Below are 21,394 nucleotides of genomic sequence, written 5' to 3'. Positions count from 1 at the left end.
ATTTATAATTTCACAGCATGTCCGCCGTCAAAAAAGTACAGCCAAATCTCGCTGATCGGTTCTCCCAAAATATCATGCAATGCCTTGCTGTATAGCTCTAGCTGAAAACGATATTTTTCCTTAAGCGCTTCTAAGCCACCCTGATGTTCCAATACTGAGTCCGTCTTATAGTCTAGCAGAATAATTGGACCCTCTTCACGGAAAAGACAGTCAATGACCCCTTGGATTAGCACCGCCTCACTAAATCCTTCCTTGTCATTCTCGGGAGATAGCGCTGAGACGGCTTTATCCATATAATCGAGTCCACGATAAGCCTCTCCTGCGGGAACCATGTAACTGAACGGCATTTCTCTAAGCTTCCAAGAAGACTTTAATAGTCTTTGTCCAAGTTCATTGCTATAAAAAGCCTCGATCTGATCAGGAGCTACCGCCTCCGCTTGCTCTGCAGTTAGAATAGCTACCCGCTCTAGTCTGGCTAATGTTTGTTCTACGACATCCGGCCCTACAGTACCATCAAGTGGAATATGCTGCATTACCGTATGATAAGCAGTCCCACGTTCCGCTGGGGTTAGGCTGCGTTTTTCCATGAATTTCGGACGCCGCAAATGAAGATTGTCCGCTCCTGCCACATTTGGACGTTTATTGTTTTCGCTTGAGGTGGCTGGATTGTCTCCTTCCTCTAGCAGATCAAAAGAAGGCTGGTCTTGCATCGACAGCAAAGCTTTTAACTCCGTAACAGAGGTTTTGGCCGGAATGCCAGAGGCAGCCGCATACGGATAATTCCATTCCAACCTTCTATCAATTTCAACACTATTCTCTGTTCCATAGATTTTTACAGATTCACCTTTTTGCAGCGCCTCTAGCACAGTCTGACGTTCTTCTGCTTTGTCCTCAGAATTATCCGATGGAAGGAATGCCCCAGAGTTCAGTTCGGAAGCATTTTGCACACTGATGCTCCAGTTGGAGACGTCGCTGTGCAGCACCGTTGAGACGGCGCCTTCTGAACCGCCCAGCTTACGAAGAATAGCTGCAGCCGGATGCCGGATCAATGCTGGTCCAACCCAGTCCAAATAGGTGCGTCCTCGGGCAAGCAGATGGTCAGCAAGCAGCAGCTCTTCCCGATTCTGCACACTGCTCCAGCTAGCAATTTTGCGAGGTAAATCTCTGACAGTACCAACTAGAATCATCTTATCTCTTGGACGCGTTAACGCTACATATAATACACGCATTTCTTCAGCTAATAATTCTAGCCGTGTACGACGATTAATAGCCAGATAAGAAAGGGTTGGATAGCTAACCCGTGTATCCCGCTCCACAAAACGTGGCCCAAAGCCAAGCTCTTTGTGCATCAAGAATGGAGAGTGCAAATCCTGCCGATTAAATTGCTTAGCCATACCCGCTATAAAAACAACAGGGAACTCCAAGCCTTTGGATTTATGGATGGTCATGATTCTGACCCCATTGCCTTCTTCACCGCCACCACCAGCTACGCCGAGATCCCCGCCATTCTCACGTAGCCGTGAAATGAACACCAAAAAACGGAACAATCCACGCGCCGCAGTGTCATTCTCAAATTGAACAGCCCGATCATACAAGGCTTTAAGATTGTTCTGACGCTGTGAGCCTCCAGGCAAGCCTCCAACCCATTCCATATAACCGCTCTCTCCATAGATACGCCAGATCAACTCACTGAGACTGCCTTGTCTAGCCGCATCTCTCCAGCTTTCCAACAGTCCTAGAAAATGTTCAAGTTTACGTTTCAGCTCTGGACTAATTTGCGGCGCAGCCTCACGTTCTGCTTTCACGTCATGAATGCTGGCATCAAAAAGAGCTTCATTTGAGGAAGCATTTCTTTCAGCGGCGCTAGCTGATTCAGTTACATGAGCTGAGAAGAGATCATACTCTTCCTCGGCCTCTCTCACATCCTGCATGTCCGCCGCCATTTGTACGGCACGGTAGAAAGAGCCATGACTGCACATCCGAACCGTAGCCAATTCTTCTTCAGTTAATCCAACCACAGGTGAACGGAGTACGCCAGCGAGTGGTATATCCTGCTGAGGATTATCTACAATTTTCAAGAGTGAAAGTGCAATTTCCACTTCTGTTGCTTCAAAATATCCTTTATTCAGATCTCCATAAGCAGGGATTCCCTCCATCCGAAGCTCTTCGATGATTAGAGGGGTCCATATTCTGGCCGAGCGAAGTAGAATCACGATATCGCCGTAAATAACCGGGCGCATAATTTTGAGTCCTTTATCATAAATAAGCAGCGGCGCTCCACCATTCATGCCGGTCATCTGTGAAATACGCCGGGCAATGGCCCGTGCTTCTAGCTGCGCCGTCTCACTCTCGATGGCCTCACTTTCCTGAAGCGGCGTCTCACCGTCTTCGGAAATCTCTTCGGACTTGCCTGCTGAAGTTCCACGATCGATCAGTAATAACTCAGGTGCAAAAAATGTATCTGGTCCATTTTCTGCTGCTCCTGGGAAATTCGCACCGTAAACAAGCTCGGCGCGTTCATCATAAGTAATCTCCGCTACCGACTCATTCATAATCTGCCGGAAGATCATATTTACGGCATTCACAACCTCCATACGACTGCGGAAATTACGGGCCAAATCGATGACCGAGCCGCCTGACGGTTCATTGGAATTTACAGATGGATCATCGGCATTTTTTGAGCTAAAGCTACGGTATTTTTCCAGGAATAACCCTGGCTCCGCCAGACGGAAACGATAAATACTTTGCTTCATATCTCCAACCATAAACCGGTTGCCAGGTGTTTCGCGGGAGATAAGCCGCACAATCTCTTCTTGCACACTATTCGTATCCTGATATTCATCTAACAGAACCTCATCGAATTGGGCACGGTACTCCATCGCTGCATCAGAAGGCAGGGAATGACCCGGTAGAGATTCTGGATGGCGTAAAATTTGTAGACAATAATGCTCCAAATCACTGAAGTCGACTAAACCCCGTCCCGCTTTTTCGATTCGATAACGTTCACCGAACGCTATTACCGTCTCAGCAAGCTCTGCCATAAGAGGTGCTGCCTCGTTCAGTTCTCTCAAAAAGACATCTGCAGGACGGCCAAACAATGCCTTTTGAAGATCCAAAATACTCTTTTTCACGCTATCGCGCAGCTCTTTAACCATCTCCTGTAATCCAGGATCCGTCGCATCCTTCTTACAGGCCTTTAATTTTCCAAAGTATACTTCCATGAAAACATCATATAATTCTGCCCAAGGCCGTTCATTCACGGCCTCCTGCAATGCATTTACCATCTCAAGATCAGCTGCCAAATTCTCAGCATAAGGTGCCGGTCCGCCAGGCTGTAGCGCAATCTCACGGCCTTGAATAAGCTGACTGGCAGCACCCGCGAGTGTCAGCTTCGCTTCTTCAAGGATACTAAGCACCCATGGTGTTCGACCCAAGCTGTCAGTGTCAGGTAATGAGAAGTCCGCTGCGGTATCACGAAGCCACTGCTCTGGCCAAGGATGGCTGCGGGCATAATCATGCAGTCGCTGTATGAGCGCATGTACCGCATCATCGCTGCGTTCACCACTGAACCAGTCAGCAAGCTGTACAAATATGCTATCCGCGCCATCTTCGCCCACTTCACCATATTTTTCCTCCAGCAGTTCTTGCAGCAGCTCCTGCCGCATCATCTCTGCTTCATGTTCGTTCAGGATACGGAAACCGGGATCAATCGGAATGATCTGATAATAACGCCGGATCACTTCCAGACAGAAGGAGTGTAGTGTTGTAATAGAAGCCTTACCAAGCAGCGACAGCTGACGGCGTAAATGGTCATTCTCCCCATTCTCCTCCAGCTCCCGATCAAGTGCTTCCCTGATCCGCTGCCGCATCTCGGCAGCAGCAGCTTTGGTAAACGTAGCTACCAACAATCTGTCTACGCTAAAGCCGTTCTCTTCCTTGCTAATCTTGCGAATAATCCGTTCTACCAGCACCGCCGTCTTACCGGAGCCTGCTGCCGCGGCAACGAGAATATCATCACCGCTCTCAGCAATGGCGCGCCACTGGTCATCACTCCATATGCTTCCTTCCGGTTTCGCTTCTATTTCAGGTTTAATACTCACGGTGTAGTTCCTCCTTTGCGGGACAGCAGATCCCAAATAACGTCCTTTCCTGGCTTACTCAGATTGTTGTAGCCATTGCCTTCCACGGCTTCATCGAACTGGCAGACAGGTCTAAAAGAACAGAACGTGCAGGCTGTCTCCTGCCCAATCCGGTATGGCTCAATCGCCACATCGCCCTCCGTAATGCGTGTCCCGATATCCGAGATCGTTTCCCGAACGGAAGACAATAAGTGCCCCCATTGCTCTGGTGTAGCTACAGAAGCACTGCTATAAAAGCTGCCATCAGCTTTTACAGCTACAGGCACGATGGAAGAATACCCTTTATCTAAGGTTGTATCCATCAAGGATACAACCTCACGGTCTGCCGTAAGCAGTCCTTTCATCTTGAAGCGTTTCAGCAATTCTTGCTCTGCCTGCTCCTTGTTCATCCCATTGGATGAGGTTAACAGTGGGTCATGCACATGGAAATACAGCATCCCTGCCGGAAGAGCCGGCTGCCCAAGCCATTGCTCCGAGTAAGTAAGCAGCACATCCAGATAAGTGAGCATTTGCAGCGATAATCCATAGTACACCTCATGCAGCTTGAGGTCCTTTTGGCTCGATTTATAATCAATTACTCGCAGAAGAATTCCATTCTCTCCACGAGCCATATCTACGCGGTCAATTCGACCAACAACCTCCATCACACAGCCATTCGGCAAAGTGATTCTTAAAGGCGGCAACTCCTTATCCGGTCCAAAATCCAGCTCCAGCCCTACTGGCTCAAAGCTACCTCTGCGAGCATGTTCGCCCAGAATCACAGAAGCGCGTCCAACAATGTTCTTTAGCTTACGTGAGATGTAGCCGTAACGTTTGGAGCTCATCAGAATTTCACCCTGAAGCATCGGCGATAGACGTTCTACCGTCTCACTGGCCTCACGCCGACATTCCTCTGGGGACAAGCTTCCCCAGCCGCGGCCCTCTCGTTTCAGTCTTACCGCCATGTCACTTAACGCAGCATGGAACAGTTGTCCAATATCAGGTGCTTGCAGCTTATATAGCTGGCGTTCCTTCAGTCTTAGTCCATAGGATGCAAAATGGGAGAAGGAGCAAGCCACAAACTTCTCCATCCGGGATACACTGCCACGCAGAGTCGATCCACCGTACAATCGGAGGCTCGTTCCACCTTTTAGCTTCATTCCCACGTTACGATAGAACAGCGAACTGAGCAGACGTTTCAATTGAGGGTTGCGATCTTTGTGCTCAGCGAACCAGTTATAAGCATCCCACCATAATTCAGGAATTTCCGCCCCCTGACGCCATTGCCGCAGCTGCATAATCAATGCACGAAGACTCTGTTCTGGATGACCAATGAAACCTAGGTGAATGGAATCTCTGACTTCTTCTGGTAGTCCCGCAGGGGGAAGTGCGGACAAGACATGCTCTTTAACCATTGGAAACATTTTATGCAAATGACGAATAACCTCAGAGGGAAGGAGTGCCTTACCTTCATCATCAGCTGTAGCGTAGCTAATCCAGAGCTTTTTGCTTCCTGTCGTTAGCGCATTATAGATCAGAAACCGCTCGTCCAGCAGTTTACGAGAAGCACCAGGAGCAAGCTCCATTCCAGCGTTCTCAAGCACTGAACGCTCGCCTTCCGAGAGTATTCCATCTTCCTTAAACTGCGCAGGTACAACACCTTCATTAAATCCAAGCAAAAAGGCATATTTAACTCCCGTTGGTCGCGTCCGATCCATGTTACCGACCAGCACTTGATCCAGCGCAGGAGGAACTAGTCCCATCTTAAGCTCAGCAAGTCCTGTCTCTAGAACCCCAGTGAACACATCAAACTCAAGTCTCTCGTTGCCCATCATTTCAACGATCTGATCCAGTAGATCAAGTACCGCGCCCCACAGCTGGCTATGTTCCCTAGCCTTCTCTGGTTGTCCCTTCTCCATAGAATCAACGCTAAGCTTCTCCAGCTTTCGTGCAACATCCGTCTCTTCAAGCAGCTTATACACTGCGGTACAAAGTTCAAGGCCACTGCGACTCTTCTGAATTCGTTTCTCAAAAGCAAATAGAGGACCCGTTATACTAGCACGGCATCGCTCCATAGTAGCAAGCAGTTCATCATCCATCGGTCTGCCGCCTTCCAGCGACAAGCTAGGGATACCTTTCCATGAGCGGCCATCCGTCCAGCGATATCCATGAATTCCGCAAGCAAGCACATAATTCTCTAAGGCATCCATATCCTCACGCGTAATACTACCGTCCAGCGGAAGTAAAAGCTCTGTCTTTACGCAGCGAAACACATCCTCATAGCGCCAGCGACGACGCACCAAATCCATTGCGGAACGTAGAAACTCCACTAGCGGATGATGCAGCTCATTTACCTTCTGGTCCAGAAAAAATGGTACCCCGTAATCTTGGAACAATGGTTTAATCAGCTGCTCATAATCTCCAATATTACGCATCAATACAGCCATTTCACCATATTTTGCGCCTTCGTCCCGCGCCAGTCGGGTCATTTCTCGTAGCGCTCCCTCGACCTCTGCTCTATGTGAAACCGCAGCCCCTATAGATATAGCCTCGTTTGCTAAATCATCTGCATCTTTCCAGACCTTACGGCGGTCATATCCTCGTTCAAGGTGTGCAAGAACAGGACTTTCTGCAAAACGTGGCAGAACAGCAGGCTCCAGTAGCTCGTCCCACACATCAATGCCCAGCTCTTCTGCTATTCCACGAAGTTTAATATAAGTTACCGCAGAAGGATGAAACAGCTCCAGCTCATTCAACTGATCTCCATAAGGGTAGGGTCGATCAAGTGTGAGTGAAACGGTCAGCTTCGAAGCCTGCTGCATCAATTCTCGAAGCACTACGAATTCCTGTGGTGTAAAGCCATGGAACCCATCTACCCAAATTTCCGCTCCACGAATATAGGAGGAGTCAGGAATATGCTCAGCTAATTCCGCTAAACGATCCTCTTCATCGATATAGAGACGTGACATCTCCTTCTCTAATTCGCTGAATACTAGCTGTAAATCATCCAGCTTGCCTTCAAGAATCGGACTTCTTGCAATAGCACCTCGCATTACGGTCAACTGCTCCTCTAAATCAGAGGAAGCCAAACAGCAACGCTTCATCTCTGTATGCAGTTGATTTAGCCGTTCCACAAACCCCGGTCTGTCCGCAGAGGCACCGAACAATTTTAGTTCCTCTTTGCGACGACTGATGATTTTGTAAATCAACATCTTCTTACCTTCTTCACTGATAGGCAGACTAGCACTGCCTCCCGTCTCCTGCTTCACCCGATAGGCAAGCCGTGAAAAGCTCAGTGTCTGCGCCCGAATGCTGCCCTTCACATTTCCTACAGTCAGCAGTCCCCGTTCCGCGCCAAATGAGCCCTGCTCCGGTACAAGAATAATAATCGGTGCGCCAAGAGGCTCCTTTTCTAAAGAAGAAGAGATGGACTCCCATATTTTTGTTGTCTTGCCACTGCCTGAGCGGCCTAGTAAAAAGGTTACCGACATAATTGATAGACTCCTTCCGTAGCGGAGAAAATGTATATGATACAAGGTGAAATATCCACCCATTGATTGAATTCAATTGAAAAAGTTCAGTCGTTCCTCGTCCCCTCAGTATAGCATAACCGCACAAATCAGAACATGCGTTTGCTATTATTTTCTATTGATTTACAATGGGAAAATACCCCCTCCATATCTGGTGGCTTGCTGTTTAATATGTTTAGTTTGTTAAATACCCGGTGCGCAATGTGCGATTATTTCTGTTCGGAGCGTGGAGTTAGGTTTCGGGGTTCACCATCGGGGTTCACCATCAAGATTCCGCATTCAACACTCTACATTTTTGGTTTAGCTAGCTACATTAATTACATTTGGACTCAGGAGTCACTATTTGTGAATTTAGTGCTGTTTTGACAACTTTTCGGACTCAGGAGTCGCTATTTGTGAATTTAGTGCTGTTTTGGCAACTTTTCGGACTCCAGTGCAGCTATCCAGCGAATAAGTGTCCCTTTTCGGCTGCTTTGGGGCCGATAGCGTCTGTGGAGTCCGAAACGGTTCAAATATTGGCTTTTTTCGCTGTTTAGTATCATCTGAGTCCGTTAGCAGCTCCTTACCTTAGGCCATCGTTAAATCCATCCTTAAGAACACATTCAAGACCAGCCTCGTTGCCGCTTATTGTCTATATTGTCTAGCTCCCCTACAATAAACCTTTCTGCTGGATTACATTCGGACTCAGGAGTCGCTATTCATGCATTTTAGGCCATTTTCAGAGATTTTCGGACTCCAGTGCACCTATTACTCAAAAAGCGGGTCATTTTCGACCTATTTCACAGCAATAGCGCCTCTGGAGTCCGAAACGGTTCAAATATTGGCTTTTTTCGCTATTTAGTATCATCTGAGTCCGTTAGCAACGCCTTACCTTAGACCATCGTTAAATCCATCCTTAAGAACACATTCAAGACCAGCCTCGTTACCGCCTATTGTCTAGCTCCCCTACAATAAATCTTTCTGCTGGATTACATTCGGACTCAGGAGTCGTTATTCATGAATTTCAAGCCGTTTTCAGACATTTTCGGACTCCAGTGCACCTATTACTCAAAAAACGGGTCATTTTCGACCTATTTCACAGCAATAGCGCCTCTGGAGTCCGAAACGGTTCAAATATTGGCTTTTTTCGCTATTTAGTATCATCTGAGTCCGTTAGCAACGCCTTACCTTAGACCATCGTTAAATCCATCCTTAAGAACACATTCAAGACCAGCCTCGTTACCGCCTATTGTCTAGCTCCCCTACAATAAATCTTTCTGCTGGATTACTTTCGGACTCAGGTGACGTTATTCATGCATTTTAGGCCATTTTCAGAGATTTCCGGACTCCAGTGCACCTATACTCAAAAAACGGGTCATTTTCGACCTATTTCACAGCAATAGCGCCTCTGGGGTCCGAAAGCATTCCAAATTGAGCAAATTTGTACCATTTAATGTCTCCTGAGTCCGATAGCTAATTTACCTCAGCAAAGAACACGCAAAAAATCCGTAAAAAGGGCTCTCGCAAAAGCTCCTCCTTACGGATCATAGGTTTGTGGTTTGTGGTTTGTGGATCATGGTTCTTGTGCTCTTGTGCTCTTGTGCTCTTGTGTCTTGTATCTTGTGTTCTTGTGTTCTTGTGTTCTTGTGCTCTTGTGTTCTTGTGTTCTTGTGTTCTTGTGTTCTTGTGCTCTTGTGTCTTGTATCTTGTGTTCTTGTGTCTTGTGTCTTGTATCTTGCGTTCCTGTGTTCTTGTGTTCGTTCATTCGTTTATTCGTTTATTCGTTTATTCGTTCATGGGTTCATGAGTTCATGGGTTCATGGGTTCATGGGTTCATTTACTCATTATAACGGATGCGCGTTCCAGCTTATTTCTTACTCCGCACTTCAAAAATCGCAAACTTCAGGTAGTGGCCTTCGTTAACACCAAGAATTTGTGGATGGTCTTTGCCTGCGGCCCGCCATTCCACAAGTCTCAATACTTTACCAGCATCTTTAGCTGCGTCTGCAATCGTCTCTAGGAACAGGTCCGGCTGCATGTGATATGAACAGCTTGCTGTAACTAAATAACCGCCTTCGTTCACCAGCTTCATGCCGTGTAGATTGATATCCTTATAACCACGGCAAGCTCCTGCTACTGCACTTTTAGTTTTTGCAAATGCCGGAGGGTCCAGGATAACTACATCCCAAGTTCGTCCGCCGCCGGCTGTCATCGGCTTAGATGTGTCGGTTTTGGTCGCTTTGCCACCAGATTTAGGTTTTGTAGCAGCTACGGCCGAATCTGTTCCGCTTGCAACTGTTGCTCGTTCCGAACGTTCCTCCAGCCCTTTCACCTGATTGCGCAGGTAGGCAAAAGCATCATCCACTACAAATTCCACGCGGTCACTAAAGCCATTCAGCTCCACATTAACCTTGGCACTCTCTATAGCATGAGCAGAAACGTCAAGGCAGGTTACTTTTTTCGCGCCATATTTGCAAGCATGCAGAGTGAAGCTACCCGTATGGGAGAAGCATTCAAGCACTGTCGCACCATCCCAATAAGGGAAGGTTACATGCTTACCACTCTTATTTACCGGCAAAGTCTGTAGCGAACCGTCTTCTGCTTCGATTTCTTGCAGTGTAATTCCGCTTCGTCCACCCCAGCCCTTCATCAGTGGAGCAATAGATGCTCTATTCTCGCGCTGGTCAAAGAAGTAGCCTGTCTTTTGGCCCTCTTCGATATCTACCACTAGCTTCAGACCATTCTCACTTACGGTAACATGTCGTGGGCATTCCCCGTACAACACGCCTGTAGTCTGCTCTAGACCTTCAAGCTCGCGTACACTAACATCACTACGTTCATAGATACCACGCGGTGCCATAACCTGTACAAGCGCTTCAACAATCTCTGCACGCCGCTTGTCCATTCCGAGTGTAAGCAGCTGCACAACTAGAATGTCCCCGAACCGATCCACAATAAGCCCTGGCAGAAAGTCCGCTTCACCATAAACCAAACGGTAAGCATCTGCGCCAGGAAGGAAACGATCTCTATGTTCCAGGCAATTCGCAAAACGTTCTGCGAAAAAGGCTGTGTCCATAATAGCCAAAGGTCCCTGCGATACAATTCTTACCCGAATCTGTGAAGCTGGATTGTAATATCCTACAGCCAGAAACCGGCCTTGATGGTTAAGGACATCTACTAATCCCCCAGCCTCTGGGTTTCCTTCTACCGATGCTACTTCACCTGCGTAAACCCATGGATGACCTTGTTCCAGTCTTTTTTTGCGATTGCGTTCTAAAATAACCGATGCCAATGACTTCAACTCCCTGTTCTTCTAAAAATGATTTTATACATGTCCTACACGTTACTTTCATATATTGGTGTACAACCCTCGTCCAAAGGAGTATGCCCTATGTTCCGTGATCTGTTTTTCCCTATCATATATGGTCTTATCATCTTTCTGGCTGGCATGAAGCTAATGGAAACAGCGTTGTCCAAGCTAGCAGGACCTCTGTTGACAAGAAGCTTGAATAAGGCTACCTCTACACCTATCAAAGGAATGATAGCCAGCAGCTTGCTATCCGCCCTGCTTCAGAGCAGTACGGCTGTAACTGTGTTGACGATCGGCATGGTGAATGCCGGCCTGCTCACCTATGCCCGCACACTTGGCATTATCCTGGGCAGCAATATCGGCACCACATTGACCACCGAACTGATCGGACTTCAGATTAATTCCATGGCCTCGCCATTGCTGGCAGCCTCGCTGAGTCTGTGGGCAGCGGCTGTTATAGCAGGCGAGCTGCCCCATACGTCACGGGCGGCTACACTCTGCCGGAAAATATCCGGGCCGATGCAGTTCATTAGCCTGGCTGTAACAGGATTCGCCCTAATTTTATGGGGAATCTCAGTCATGCAATCCATCGGCGGGACACTTCAAGAGAGTGGACTATTCCTCTGGTTCCTGAATCATGCCGCCACAAGTGCCCTATGGGGACTCGCCGCAGGTGCCTGCTTAACTGCCCTGTTACATAGCAGCGCCGCGGTTATCGCCATGGCTATGGGCATTGCTGCCTCAGGTGCCATGCCACCAGAGCTCGGCATAGCCATCGTGCTCGGTGCCAACGTTGGCACCTGCGTCACGGCAATCATCGCTTCCATCGGCGGCTCGCCTTCTGGCGTCTTCGTCGCTTGGTCGCATGTTGCGCTCAATGTAGGTGGTGCGCTGCTGTTCCTACCTCTTATCGGACCCCTACAAGCAACTGCTGCATGGATTGGCGGAGGACCCGCCTCACAAATCGCCCATGCACAGACTATTTTTAATGTAGTATGCTCGCTAATTGCACTCCCATTATGTTACCTGCCTGTATGGTCAAGACTGGAGAAACGTCTTCAATCGTAACGATATACTGTAATTCCTGTGCCCAAGCTTTCCACAACTGTATTATTATACTTCAATCGAAAATATTATAAAACCGCGATCCATCATAAAACGTTATTACCGTCGAAGATATTGCGATAAGTGCAAATATGATCAAGGCAATATAATCGTTTCTTGAGAACGGACGTCTACTGTACCAAGTCCGTTTGCTCTTAGTTCCGAAACCACGCAGCTCCATAGCAGTACTAATATTCTCAATTCGCTCAATGCTAGTCAGAATCAAGGGCATAAGAATCGAAATGATATTTTTAAGCCGCTTAGGCAGCTTTTCTTTTCGAGAGATATCTATTCCTCGAGCCTGTGCAGAGAACGATATGTTCTCATAATCTCTTTGGATATCCGGAATGTACCGCAGAGCAAGCGATACAGAATATGCAATTTTATAATTCACGCCAATCCGGTTTAAGGACGCTGCGAATTCACTAGGATTTGTCGTAAGAAGGAACAACAGTGCCATAGGGATGACTACTGCATATTTAAGTGCAATATTTAGTTGATAGAATAGCTGCTCCCATGTAACGGTATACCGTCCTACAAGATGCACAATATCATGACGTGAACCGTAGACCTTCACACCTTCCAATGGAGAAAAGATAAAGATAGCTATATGATTAAGCACGAAAAAGATTAAGATGAAATATAGTACGAAGGCATAATCCTGAAATTGAACTTTAGAGATTCTAAAGGCAATCAAACTAAACAGCAACATCACAATTAGACATCTTGTATCATATGTAATCATCCCCGTCACAGACCACACTATAAATAAAATCAGCTTAGTAGCGCCTGTAAGATGGTGAATAGGTGAATCTTGCTTCGTAAAAGTTAACATTGTGGCCTTCATCCGCCCCGGCTCCTCCTATCGTATGCGATAAATCTTCTTATGAACTCCTCGGGCTGATCCAATTGGGCCTTCATGGCCAATGTAAAAAGTGAGGTTTCCTTCAAATTAGCATTTCTCACTACATCTGTATTGGTTAATACTCGCTCAGGGCTGTCATCAGCAAGCTTCACTCCATCAGATAATACTATGGCTCTATCGGCATACTCCAGCATGAGATGCATATCATGTGTGATCATAATGACCGTCATCCCCTGCTCCCGCAGCGTCAGAAGGAATTCCATCATTTCGTTATAATGTCTATAATCCTGAGCCGCGGTCGGTTCATCCAATATAATTACTTCTGGCTCCAGGATCATAATAGAAGCAATAGTAACCCGCTTCTTCTGGCCATAGCTGAGCGCCGAGATCGGCCAGCTACGAAACGCATATAGACCGCATATCTTCAAAACATGATGAACTCGTTCACGGATAAGCTCCTCTGATATCCCCCCTAATTTCAGGCCTAGAGCAACCTCATCATATAAAAGAGTTTTAGAAATCATATGGTTAGGATTCTGCATCACAAAACCGATCCGCTCTGCCCGCTCCTTAATCGTATCCTTGGCAATATCCCTTCCATTCATCAATATCGAACCGAAGGTGGGCTTATAAAATCCACAGATGAGCTTAGATACAGTGGATTTGCCAGCACCGTTTCTCCCAGCTATACAGACCAGCTCTCCTTTATTAATAAGAAGATTAAGCTTATGTAGTACGGGTCGGCTCCTCTCATAACCGAATGAAACCTCTCGCAACTCAAGGATAGGTGGACTCCCAAGCTTATCCTGCCTAGCATTATTGTTATCATACCAAAGCTTAAGTTTACTAGAACAAGCATCCAACTGAATATCGTTCATATCCTGTGGATTCATATCTGCTGTAATTGTACAACCTGCATACTTTAGAGCTGTTAAATAGAGAGGCTCCCGAATGCCTACTTCTGAAAGCAAGCCTGTGCTTAACAGCTCAGCGGCTGGCATATCCGCCGCTACGTATCCGTCATTAATCACAATAATGCGGTCCACAGCACGGTGCAGTACTTCCTCTAATCTGTGCTCAATAATAATTACCGTTTTACCGGTCTCTTTTTGCACTCGGTCAATAAGCTCAATCGCTTTTGTGCCGGTATATGGATCTAAGTTTGCCAAAGGCTCATCAAAGAGCAGGATGTCCACATCACCAACCAGTACACCAGCTAAGGTCGTTTTCTGTTTCTGTCCGCCTGATAATTCCTGAGGTGAAGCTCCCAAATATTCGTGGATATCCACCGCTGTTGCCGCAGCCACTACCCTTTCTATCATCTCAGCCTGCTGAACCGCGTGATTCTCCAGACTGAAGGCGATGTCCTCTCCAACCGTTAATCCAACAAACTGTCCGTCTGGGTCCTGCAGTACAGTCCCCACCTGATCCGACAACGCTGCAATACTTAGTTCTTTCTGCTCCAGACCCATAATGCGCAGGGACCCAGACATCTCTCCTTTATATGCAAAAGGGATGAGTCCGTTTATACAATGAGCCAATGTGCTTTTCCCAGAACCCGAGGGTCCCACGATAAGCACCTTTTCCCCTTCGCTAATTGTCAAGTTGATGCTTGTGAGAGTAGGCTCCTGCTGCGCCCGATACTGAAAACTGAAATCCTTAAATTCGATAACTGCTTTTTTCATACTTAACCTTCCTCTTGGCTTCTTTGAAGAAATTCACATTTCTTATATGTTTTATAGCCATGAAAAAGCCGGTGATCTCCACCGGCTTTTGGTTTGGATTATATGTCATTCATGCTTCTCTGGTCAAGCTTCCTTGCTTCGTTCTTGTCTTAGCATACGCAATAGCTAGCAGGGACCCAATTACTGCCACAGTAACTATATTGGATGCTCCGGCGATAAGTCCTTGTGTGAATACTTTATTCGCTGGCTCTGCATAGATTAGAATGTCCAGTACAGGTGCTACCAGGAACCAAGCGATTGCGTTCGCTACAATCTGTGCGAGATTAAAACGAATCAGTTCCTTTCGTCCGAACTCTCCATCATGAATCCCAATTCTAGCCACTAGCAAACCAACTACCAGCCCAACAATGCCAGAAGCGATTACCCAACTGAACCAAGGGGAACCATAAAAAATTGCATCCTTCAATGTATGTCCGATCAGACCAATTAATAATCCAGCAAATGGACCGTACAACAGTGCGAACAATGCCAGTAAAGCGTATGTAGTCTCAATGTTAGTGTTTGGAATTCCGGATGGAATTGAACCGAACCTGCCCAGTATAACGAATAAAGCAGAGCCGATACCAATAGCTACAATCGTCTTGATCGATAGCACCTTTTGTTTTGCCATGTTTTTCATCTCCCCCAACGTATCTTCTTCATTTTAAGTGATTATACATCGGAATAGTAGGAATTACTATATACTTCATTAAAAAATCTGCAAAGCAACATAACGTTAGCTTTGCAGACCTATAAGTTCATTATGCAAAAGATATGATCTACCTATTTCACAGAAACTGTTACCGTCACTGTCTTGGTGCCGATCTTTCCTTTAATGGATGCCGTTCCTTTGCTCACTGCTACAATTTGACCACTAGCAGATACTCTAGCTACAGAAGGCTTAGAACTGGTCCACGCCGCATTTCCAGTAACAATAGCTGTCTTCCCCGTATCATACTGCGCAATCACAATTACATTCTGAACAGCTCCCGGAGCCATCTTCAGTCTATTTTCGTTGACAGTCAACTTCATTAGCTTAGGAACTACATTAATTTTGACACTAGCAGCGATCCCTTGGTAAGAGCCTGATAACGTTGCTGTTCCTTCTGTTACTGCTTTAACAGATGTACCTTTAACCGTGGCAACTGCCTCATTAGAAGACCCCCAATTCATGCTGCTGGAGATATTCCCAGTCTTACCGTTAGAGTAGTAAGCCGTAACCTTTATGGATTTGGAACCTTTAATGTTCAATTCAATCGCATTTGGCTCTACAACAATCTTAGTAACCTTTTGTTCAATAGTAACTGGGATACTGATGGTCTTATCAGCATAAGTTCCCTTTAATGTAGCAGAACCCTTCACCAATCCTTTGATTACTTTACCGGAAGTTGTTGTTTTGATTATCGCATTCGTACCGGTAAGCTCCCATTCCATCGTTCCAGTAGCATCAAGTTCATTCCCATTTTCCATCACAGCTTTTACTTCTGGAACAGCCTTCTCTTCGCCAGTAACAACCACAAAGTTGTCCTCTGGTCCAAGCAGGATATGAACCTTATCCTTAACTGTAACTTTCACTACAACACTTTTCTCCCGTACAGCCGTTCTGGAGGAGATAGGATTCTCTGATTTTATTTTGCCGATAAGATCAACTGTACCAGCGGACTCAGCAACGAGCTTACCATCTTTGATGATGGCGATCTCATCATTGGTAAAAGTCCACTCGATTTCTTGACTGAGATCCAGCTTCGTTTCATCTAGCTTGGTTCCGTTTACCTTTGGCAAACTTACGGAATCCTCTGTGTAGACTTCCAGTTCTGTTTTATCAGCTTCCAGCGCTGTAATCGTAGGATATACTGTCACCTTGAAGCTTTTACTAATCCCTCTGTACTCTGCTTTAATAACCGAAGTTCCCACTGCTTTTGCAGTGATTGCTGCGGCATCACTGCCTGCAGTAACCGTTGCTGCAAGCTGGTTGTCCGAAGTCCACACTGCGCTGCTTGATACATTCGGAGTGGAATTTGCAGCATCTCGAACCTCTGCTTTAACGTTCAAGCTCTCACCCATAAACAAGAATTGATCGCCTGATGGGGTAAGCAATAACGCCTCATAAGGAGCACGTACATATACATCCACTGTTTGTGTAATCCCCAGATAAGTTACTGTAATTACAGCTTTTCCTGCGGATAACACTTTGATTTCTCCCTTGTCTACAGTAGCAACACTCGTATTGGAAGAAGACCATTCCGCTTTTGCTGAAATATCATTGGCGGTCGTTTTTGTATTCTCTTTGGTAAAAGCGGCTAATTTCACCGGATTATCACCAACGAGCATTTCAATTTCCTTAATAACGATACCCTTATCATTTTTAAGCTCAATTTCAGAATAAGGCAATTTCACTACAGCTTTAAAGGTTGCTGTTATGTCTTTGTATTTGGCAGTAATGGTTGAAGTACCTTCACCTGCCAGAGTGATCTTACCTTCTGCAATCGTCAATACGCTTGTATTGGAGCTGCTCCAAGTTGTATCAGCAGTTACATCCTTAGCAGAAGTCGCTGTTTCGCCTCCAATCGCATTGGCCTTGACCAACAGTTTATCCTCTTCGTCACCCAATTTATAGTTCCCTTCGGAGCTATATTCAAGCTTCAATTCTTTAATCGGATGTGTTACCTCTACTTCAACAGTAGCAAGCGCATGATTATAAGTAGCTGTAATAATAGCCTTTCCGCTATCTATCGGAGTCAGTAAGCCATTTACTACCTTTACAGCGTTAGTGTTAGAAGAATTCCATACCACTGCACCAGTCACATCTCTTTTGGAAGAGGACCCTTCCACATTCGCATATACCTTCAGTTGCTTAGGCGTTTGTCCAACTGTAAGCTGCACTTTGGCTGAGCTTTCGAATTCAATTGAATTGATGTCGCCGGTAGCTGCAAAGACACTTACCGGAAAAACCGCAGTAGCTAACAATATCATGATGAGGAGCATTTTCGTCATTTTCCTGTACACAGTCATTTGTTCTCTCCCTTGGGCTATAATGTCGTTTGGTGGTTTATCCCCACACTCTTTTACTTATATCGACAATTGTACACCAAGTGTTTACCCTATAGCTCCATAAAGCCAAATTCAGGACTTTCAGACTAGATAATCAGGTTAAGGGTTGATCAATATATTAGTAAGTAATATGCTAGCTACTACATTCTTTCTTGAACCAAGGGGGCTACGATGAGTATAGAGAACTTTCAACTAGAGACAATCACTACTCCAAAAGAGGAAGATAGCTTCCTTAAAGGGGTAAAAGATTGCATTCCTACATTACTCGGTTATTTAAGCATTGGACTTGCAGCAGGTGTTGTTCAAAAGACAGCCGGGCTGAGCATTGCTGAGATTGCCTTGATAAGCCTAATGCTTTATGCCGGTTCAGCTCAGTTTATAGCTGCTGGAATGATAGCCGTAAGCAGCTCGCCTGCTGCTATTATCGTTACGATATTTATCGTGAATCTTCGTCACATTTTGCTTAGTGCAGCTCTTTCACCTTATTTCCGACATCTTACCCCACTGAGGAACATGCTGGTTGGAACACTATTGACAGATGAGACCTTTGGAGTTGCTATTAATCAAACGGTGAATAAGCAACGAATCAGTGAAAAATGGATGCATGGACTCAATATCACCGCTTATTTAAATTGGTTTCTTGCGAATATAGCTGGTGCTTTTTTAGCCCAGTGGATTTCTGATCCAGATCAATACGGTCTGCAGTTTGCATTACCCGCCATGTTTATTGGTATCCTTGTCATTTCCATGATTGACCGCAAAAAAATAAAACTTGATTTGGTTGTAGCAATCCTAGCAGTAGTCATCGCTGTAGCTAGCTCCTTCGTATTCTCCGGTAGTGTAGGTGTCATTATTGCTACGGTCATTGCCTCAACAGTAGGGATGGTGCTTGAAAAATGGAAGTGAGATGGGATGTATTTTTGATTATTCTAGGGGCAGCATTGGTAACCTTCATTCCAAGAGTGGTTCCACTAATGATTCTAAGCCGATTTGAATTGCCTGAATGGGGAATGCGCTGGTTAAATTATGTTCCTATCTCTGTTATGGCGGCATTAATAGGCCAGGAGATTCTTTTAAATGATGGAAAATTCTCGTCTATAGCTAATAACGTTGAGCTTTTTGCGGCAATCCCTACTTTTTGGATCGCGGTAAAGACCCGGAGTTTGCTAGGTACTGTGCTGGTGGGTGTTATTTCCCTTATGATCCTGCGGATGTTTTTTTGAGCTTCTTGATGGCTAAGAAATCGCTATCGGACACAGCTGACCTTATTCGCAGTATAATCGCCTTTTTGGAATTCTAACGGACTCCACAGTCGCTATTGGCTTGAAAAAGAGCAAATTTGTACCTCTCGCTAAGGAATAACGCCGCTGGAGTCCGAAACTATGCTCCAAAGGCAAAAAACTTGCAAATAACATCATCTGAGTCCTCAAGTCACATGGAGGATTATGAATTGGCGAGGATGATATAAGTCTGCGATTTAGGCAGACAGTAACTAAAAACACAGAGCAGCCATTCTCCACTAACGGGAAAATGGCTGCTCTGTTGTTTTCCTTACTTATTCAACCTGTTACTTAGCGAACAGCCTGCTTAAGACCAGTCTGACTAACCCCGACCAGTTCGCCTCGGCATTCGTTCACACCAGCTTCAGTGATCTTCACCTGACAAAGCTCACCTTGAAGTGAATCCTCCCCATCGAAGAACACCTGCAAGTAGTTGTCGCTGAACCCATGCTGGATACTGCGGCCCGGAGCACCTTTAGCCGATCTTTCTGGAATCACACTAAGCGTCTGTCCTACAAACTTACGGGCATAAGCTAGCTGCATCTCTTCAGATAGATCAATCAGCTCCTGCACACGTACATTTTTAATTTCCTCGTCAATTTGGTTATCCATCCGCGCAGCAGGTGTACCTGTCCGTTTGGAATATGGGAAGACATGCATTTCCGAGTAATTAATAGCCTTCATGAAATCGTATCCGGCACGGAACATCTCATCTGTCTCGCCCGGGAATCCAACGATAACGTCCGTCGTAATCCCAACATCCGGCATCGCCTGACGGATCAGCTGCATTTTGGCGTAATATTCTTCTGTCGTATATTTACGGCGCATCGCTTTAAGCACATCATTATGTCCGGCTTGCAGTGGAATATGCAAATGACGGCACATTTTGGAGGAACGGTTCAGCACCTCTAGCAGCTTCTCATCGATCTGACTAGCTTCGATAGAGCTGATACGTACCCGCTCCAGTCCATCCACCTTATCTAGATCCCACAGCAAATCGGCTAGACGATAATTATCAAGATCATCACCGTAACCTCCGGTATGAATACCCGTAAGTACAAATTCCTTGTACCCTGCTTCTACCAATTGATGCGCCTGCGCTACAATGCTTTTTGGATCGCGACTGCGGGACAGCCCACGTGACCATGGAATGATGCAGAAGGTGCAGAAGTTGTTGCAGCCATCCTGAATCTTCATAAAAGCACGCGTACGATCCGCAAAGCCTGGCACATCCAGCTCCTCGAACTCACGTGTCTTCATAATATTACGCACAGCGTTGACCGGCTGACGCGAAGCTTCAATATTTTTCACATGCGTCATGATCTGATCGCGGTCCTGGTTACCAATGACAAGATCGACTCCGGGAATGTCCAGAATCTCACCAGGAGAGGTTTGTGCGTAACAGCCTGTTACAGCCACAATGGCCTCAGGATTACGGCGCACGGCACGGCGAATCATTTGACGACTTTTTTTGTCACCTGTATTAGTTACAGTACAAGTATTGATCAGATATACATCGGCGGGACCCTCGAAATCAACCTGCTCGTAACCTTCATTTTTAAATAGCTGCCAAATGGCTTCGGTGTCATAGAAATTCACTTTACAACCTAAAGTATAAAATGCTACGGATGGCATCTCTTAAGCTCCTCCCATTTCTCCAGATTCATATAAAATACAAGCAGCGGCAACCATGCCCGCTGTCTCACAGCGCAGAATACGTCGTCCTAGGCCAACGGATAATGCCCCTGCTTCTTCTGCCTTCTGACATTCTTCCGGGCTAAAGCCCCCTTCAGGTCCTACCACAACCATAACTTTCCCGCTTGACTGAGGGGAAAGCGATGATAACCATGGAGCAACGCTGCTTCGAAGCTGTAAACCCTCTTCTTTCTCATAGCAGAAATAAACGGCATCATATTCTCCAAAAGTCTGCAGTAGCTGCTTCCACGAAAGAGGTGATCCTACTGCCGGAACGATATTCCGGTGAGCCTGTTCAGCAGCTTCCTTGCAAATTTTACGCCAGCGATCCAGTCGTTTACTTTCCTTACGTTCGTCGTATTGCACTATCGTGCGTTCTGACAAAAAAGGAATAAAGCTTACAGCACCAATCTCTGTACACTTCTGAATAACGGTTTCCATCTTATCGGCCTTAGGCAAGCTCTGAGCCACTGTAATTTTAATTCGAGGTTCATGCGTCATCTCCAGGGTCTCCAGTATGTTCACTGTGACTTCCCCAATTTCAATCTGTGCAATCTCCACTAACGCCTCACGGGAAACACCATCGCTAACAATAAGCTTGTCTCCCGCCTTACCGCGCATCACCTTAGCAATATGACGAGCATCTTCCCCGTCAATTCTTACGGTATCTGCACCAAACTGCTCCGGTGTAACGAAATAACGCTGCATCTCATCATCATCCTGTTCATGAATTCAGTA

The 21,394-nt window shown here is 46.1% G+C and carries 12 protein-coding genes; 3 read left to right on the top strand and 9 right to left on the bottom strand.

The annotated features are described in order from the left end of the window. Positions 1-2: 2 nt before the first annotated feature. From NSS67_RS10020 to NSS67_RS10010, 3 genes are all read right to left on the bottom strand, one after another. Complete coding sequence (locus tag NSS67_RS10020; RefSeq protein ID WP_339319402.1) at positions 3-4,100, bottom strand: UvrD-helicase domain-containing protein; 4,098 nt, start codon at positions 4,098-4,100, stop codon at positions 3-5. Continuing rightward, positions 4,097-7,609: a helicase-exonuclease AddAB subunit AddB gene (addB, locus tag NSS67_RS10015; protein ID WP_339319401.1), complete on the bottom strand. Its 3,513-nt coding sequence runs from the start codon at positions 7,607-7,609 to the stop codon at positions 4,097-4,099. The genes NSS67_RS10020 and addB overlap by 4 nt, the downstream gene beginning before the upstream one ends. Before the next feature lie 1,885 nt (positions 7,610-9,494). After that, positions 9,495-10,919, bottom strand: a complete 1,425-nt coding sequence (locus NSS67_RS10010) for a class I SAM-dependent rRNA methyltransferase (RefSeq protein ID WP_339319400.1) — start codon at positions 10,917-10,919, stop codon at positions 9,495-9,497. 99 nt (positions 10,920-11,018) lie between these two features. Here NSS67_RS10010 and NSS67_RS10005 point away from each other — a divergent pair, with 99 nt between their 5' ends. After that, positions 11,019-12,005 (top strand): Na/Pi symporter, encoded by a 987-nt coding sequence (locus NSS67_RS10005; protein ID WP_339319399.1) that lies wholly within the window; start codon positions 11,019-11,021, stop codon positions 12,003-12,005. 52 nt (positions 12,006-12,057) lie between these two features. Here the strand turns inward: NSS67_RS10005 and NSS67_RS10000 are convergent, their stop codons facing one another. The 4 genes from NSS67_RS10000 to NSS67_RS09985 all read right to left on the bottom strand — a co-directional run bounded on the left by NSS67_RS10000 (position 12,058) and on the right by NSS67_RS09985 (position 17,624). Continuing rightward, the gene (locus tag NSS67_RS10000; protein ID WP_339319398.1) at positions 12,058-12,888 is read right to left on the bottom strand and encodes an energy-coupling factor transporter transmembrane component T; all 831 of its coding nucleotides are present in this window, start codon (positions 12,886-12,888) and stop codon (positions 12,058-12,060) included. Beyond that, on the bottom strand, positions 12,885-14,591 hold the full coding sequence (locus NSS67_RS09995) for an ABC transporter ATP-binding protein (protein WP_339319397.1): 1,707 nt from the start codon (positions 14,589-14,591) through the stop codon (positions 12,885-12,887). Before NSS67_RS09995 ends, NSS67_RS10000 begins: the two co-directional genes overlap by 4 nt. Positions 14,592-14,700: 109 nt before the next feature. Continuing rightward, positions 14,701-15,261 (bottom strand): ECF-type riboflavin transporter substrate-binding protein, encoded by a 561-nt coding sequence (locus NSS67_RS09990; protein ID WP_042190972.1) that lies wholly within the window; start codon positions 15,259-15,261, stop codon positions 14,701-14,703. A 152-nt stretch (positions 15,262-15,413) separates the two neighbouring features. Beyond that, entirely contained in the window at positions 15,414-17,624 is a 2,211-nt protein-coding gene (locus tag NSS67_RS09985) for an Ig-like domain-containing protein (RefSeq protein WP_339319396.1), read from the bottom strand. A gap of 228 nt (positions 17,625-17,852) precedes the next feature. Here NSS67_RS09985 and NSS67_RS09980 point away from each other — a divergent pair, with 228 nt between their 5' ends. Together NSS67_RS09980 and NSS67_RS09975 are read left to right on the top strand one after the other, a co-directional pair. Continuing rightward, positions 17,853-18,587, top strand: a complete 735-nt coding sequence (locus NSS67_RS09980) for an AzlC family ABC transporter permease (protein ID WP_339319395.1) — start codon at positions 17,853-17,855, stop codon at positions 18,585-18,587. After that, the gene (locus tag NSS67_RS09975; protein WP_339319394.1) at positions 18,578-18,904 is read left to right on the top strand and encodes an AzlD domain-containing protein; all 327 of its coding nucleotides are present in this window, start codon (positions 18,578-18,580) and stop codon (positions 18,902-18,904) included. Before NSS67_RS09980 ends, NSS67_RS09975 begins: the two co-directional genes overlap by 10 nt. A 348-nt stretch (positions 18,905-19,252) precedes the next feature. Here the strand turns inward: NSS67_RS09975 and mtaB are convergent, their stop codons facing one another. Continuing rightward, positions 19,253-20,596 (bottom strand): tRNA (N(6)-L-threonylcarbamoyladenosine(37)-C(2))-methylthiotransferase MtaB, encoded by a 1,344-nt coding sequence (gene mtaB, locus NSS67_RS09970; RefSeq protein WP_339319393.1) that lies wholly within the window; start codon positions 20,594-20,596, stop codon positions 19,253-19,255. A gap of 3 nt (positions 20,597-20,599) precedes the next feature. After that, positions 20,600-21,364 (bottom strand): RsmE family RNA methyltransferase, encoded by a 765-nt coding sequence (locus NSS67_RS09965; RefSeq protein ID WP_339319392.1) that lies wholly within the window; start codon positions 21,362-21,364, stop codon positions 20,600-20,602. Positions 21,365-21,394 lie beyond the last annotated feature (30 nt).

The sequence above is a fragment of the Paenibacillus sp. FSL R10-2734 genome, assembly GCF_037963865.1.
In the GTDB taxonomy this organism is placed as follows: Bacteria; Bacillota; Bacilli; order Paenibacillales; family Paenibacillaceae; genus Paenibacillus_AQ.
This window is presented reverse-complemented; position numbering and strand designations above follow the sequence as displayed.

What these genes read in the sequence shown, in the direction of transcription:
- NSS67_RS10005 (WP_339319399.1), top strand. Translation starts at nt 11,019, where the DNA reads ATGTTCCGTGATCTGTTTTTCCCTATCATATATGGTCTTATCATCTTT.
- addB (WP_339319401.1), bottom strand. Translation starts at nt 7,609, where the DNA reads ATGTCGGTAACCTTTTTACTAGGCCGCTCAGGCAGTGGCAAGACAACA.
- NSS67_RS09975 (WP_339319394.1), top strand. Translation starts at nt 18,578, where the DNA reads ATGGAAGTGAGATGGGATGTATTTTTGATTATTCTAGGGGCAGCATTG.
- NSS67_RS09965 (WP_339319392.1), bottom strand. Translation starts at nt 21,364, where the DNA reads ATGCAGCGTTATTTCGTTACACCGGAGCAGTTTGGTGCAGATACCGTA.
- NSS67_RS09980 (WP_339319395.1), top strand. Translation starts at nt 17,853, where the DNA reads ATGAGTATAGAGAACTTTCAACTAGAGACAATCACTACTCCAAAAGAG.
- NSS67_RS10000 (WP_339319398.1), bottom strand. Translation starts at nt 12,888, where the DNA reads ATGAAGGCCACAATGTTAACTTTTACGAAGCAAGATTCACCTATTCAC.
- NSS67_RS09995 (WP_339319397.1), bottom strand. Translation starts at nt 14,591, where the DNA reads ATGAAAAAAGCAGTTATCGAATTTAAGGATTTCAGTTTTCAGTATCGG.
- NSS67_RS09990 (WP_042190972.1), bottom strand. Translation starts at nt 15,261, where the DNA reads ATGGCAAAACAAAAGGTGCTATCGATCAAGACGATTGTAGCTATTGGT.
- NSS67_RS09985 (WP_339319396.1), bottom strand. Translation starts at nt 17,624, where the DNA reads ATGACGAAAATGCTCCTCATCATGATATTGTTAGCTACTGCGGTTTTT.
- mtaB (WP_339319393.1), bottom strand. Translation starts at nt 20,596, where the DNA reads ATGCCATCCGTAGCATTTTATACTTTAGGTTGTAAAGTGAATTTCTAT.